Source organism: Ornithinibacter sp. (assembly GCF_035443565.1).
Lineage (GTDB): Bacteria > Actinomycetota > Actinomycetes > Actinomycetales > Dermatophilaceae > Fodinibacter.
This window is the reverse complement of record NZ_DAORSO010000131.1, coordinates 3,652-6,303: the sequence shown is the minus strand read 5'-3', so window position 1 is coordinate 6,303 and position 2,652 is coordinate 3,652. Positions and strand designations below refer to the sequence as shown.

General features: G+C 68.5%; 3 protein-coding genes. 1 reads left to right on the top strand and 2 read right to left on the bottom strand.

Annotated features, from left to right (window positions below; genetic code table 11):
• Both PLL68_RS11585 and PLL68_RS11580 read right to left on the bottom strand, forming a co-directional pair.
• The coding region (locus PLL68_RS11585; protein ID WP_324534242.1) for a CoA-transferase at positions 1-404 on the bottom strand (404 nt) is incomplete at its 3' end.
• A gap of 2 nt (positions 405-406) precedes the next feature.
• On the bottom strand, positions 407-1,210 hold the full coding sequence (locus PLL68_RS11580; protein WP_324534240.1) for a CoA transferase subunit A: 804 nt from the start codon (positions 1,208-1,210) through the stop codon (positions 407-409).
• A gap of 384 nt (positions 1,211-1,594) precedes the next feature.
• Between PLL68_RS11580 and PLL68_RS11575 the strand changes: the two genes are divergently transcribed.
• On the top strand, positions 1,595-2,652 hold a 1,058-nt coding region (locus PLL68_RS11575), incomplete at its 3' end, for a peptidoglycan-binding domain-containing protein (protein WP_324534238.1).

Below are 2,652 nucleotides of genomic sequence, written 5' to 3'. Positions count from 1 at the left end.
CCGTGGACGAGGTCCATCGCGCCGCCCATGCCCTTGACCATCTTCCCGGGGATCATCCAGTTGGCGATGTCGCCGCCCGCCGAGACCTGCATGGCGCCCAGGATCGCCGCATCGACCTTGCCGCCGCGGATCATCCCGAAGGACGTGGCCGAGTCGAAGTACGAGGCTCCGCGGCGGACCGTGACGGTCTCCTTCCCCGCGTTGATGAGGTCGGGGTCGACGGCGTCCTCGGCGGGGTAGGCGCCGACACCGAGGATGCCGTTCTCGGACTGCAGGACGATCTCGACGTCGTCGGGTACGTAGTTGGGGACGAGGGTCGGCAGCCCGATGCCGAGGTTGACGTACGCGCCGTCCTCGAGTTCTGCGGCGGCTCGGGCGGCCATCTGCTCACGGGTCAGGGGCATGCTCAGGACTCCTTGGTCGAGGCGTCGACGGCCGGGGGTGGTGCGGTGACGGTGCGGCGCTCGATGCGCTTGTCTGCGACCTGTTCAGGGGTGAGGGGGAGTACCCGCTGCACGTAGATGCCGGGCAGGTGCACGTCGTCGGGGTCGATCTCACCGGGCTCGACGAGGTGTTCGACCTCGGCGACCGTGATGCGGCCGGCCATCGCGGCGAGCGGGTTGAAGTTGCGGCTGGACTTGTTGAAGACGAGGTTGCCGTGCCGGTCGCCCTTCCAGGCGCGCACGAGGCCGTAGTCGGCGACGATGGCGTGCTCGAGGACGTACTCGCGCTGCACACCGTCGTGCTCGAAGACGCGCACCTCCTTGGCGGGTGAGGCCACCGCGACGGTGCCGTCGGCCGCGTACCGCCACGGCAGGCCACCGTCGGCGACCTGGCTCCCGACGCCCGTGGGGGTGAAGAAGGCGGGGATGCCGCTGCCCCCCGCGCGCAGGCGCTCGGCCAGGGTGCCCTGCGGCGTCAGCTCGACCTCGAGCTCACCCTCGAGGTACTGCCTGGCGAACTCCTTGTTCTCCCCGACGTAGGAGGAGACCATCCTGCGGATCTGGCGGGCGGCGAGCAGGATGCCGAGGCCCCAGTCGTCCACACCACAGTTGTTCGACACGACCTCGAGGTCGCGAACGCCGCGTCGGTGCAACTCGGCGATGAGTACGGAGGGGATGCCGCACAGACCGAACCCTCCGACGGAGAGCGTGTCCCCGTCAGTGATTCCGGCGACGGCGTCGGCAGGGGTGGCGACCACTTTGTCCATGCCCGCACTCTAGTGACACACCGTCCTCAACCGGCCATCGAAGGCCCCTGGGCGACAGGAAAATCTATGTCATGAGTAGCACTCGACCGGATATCTTGCGGCAAAATACGACCCCTCATGAAGTACATCGCTGTAATTCAGCAGACTGGGTTGCGGGGCAGTGGGGGCAGGTGGGACAACTGTGTGGCCCAGTCATCTCGTGGGACGTGTGTGACGTCTGTGATTCAGGATGACAAGCCGTCTCGGCTTCCACGAGACGACCCGCCGTCCGAGGAGCACCGCCCCGTGTCAAGCCCGCTGACCGAGCCCTTTGTCGAGCCCACGCCCAGCGCGCAGGCCGAGCCCCGCAGAGGTCGCCGGCTTCCGGTGCGAACGCTTGGTGCCGTGTCGGCATCCGTGCTGGCCTTTCCCCTCGTGGCAGGGTCCGCACAGGCCGCGACGATCCCCTACCCCACGCCGTCGAGGGCTCTCCCGTCCGCGCTGGACGTTGCCGCGCCGTACCAGAAGGGGACCCAGTGCCTGACCTACAACCAGCCCGGTGCGGTGGCCTTCGCCAAGCTCCTCAACGCGACGTACGGCAACCGGATCTACGGCATCCTGCGCACCTGTGCTGCCGAGCACGGCGAGGGTCGGGCCCTGGACTGGATGATCAACGCCAACAACAGTGAACAGCGCGCGCTGGCGGACGCGCTCACGCGCTGGTTGGCGGCACCGGACGCGCAGGGGCGTCCCGGCGCGATGGCCAGGCGGTTCGGGATCAACTACATCATCTGGAACCGGCAGCAGTGGCGGGCGTACGACCCGGGCCGCGGTTGGGCGCCGTACTACGGGGTCTCCCCGCACACCGACCACATCCACTTCTCCTTCAACTGGGACGGCGCCCGCATGCGCTCCTCCTGGTGGACTGGCGTCGCGGTGACCACCCCCCTGACGAACGCGAACTACACACCGGCCCTACCGGTCACGCCGCCGCCTGCGCCCGTGATGACCGAGAGCGGATACCCGTTGCTGGTTCAGGGCGCCACGGGCCCGGACGTCGTGCTCGCGCAGAAGGTCATCGGCGTCACCGCCGACGGCAAGTTCGGCCCGCTCACGGCCACGGCCCTCGGTGCCTGGCAGACGAAGAACAACGTGTCCGCCACCAAGAAGCTCGACAACGCCACCTGGTCCAAGATGGTGGCGCTCAAGCTCATCCCGGCCCGCACGGTGCACCCGCTGCAGCAGTACGTCAACGTCGTGCTCAAGCGGGGGTCCACCGGCACTGCTGTGAAGGCGCTGCAGAAGGCGCTCGGTGGGCTGACGGTCGACGGGTCCTTCGGGCCGGCAACCGAGTCCAAGGTCAAGGCCTACCAGCAGGCCAAGGGGCTCACCGTCAACGGTGTCGTCGACTCCAAGGTCTGGAACGCGCTCATCGCGGGCTCCACGACCGCGGCCCCCGCCCC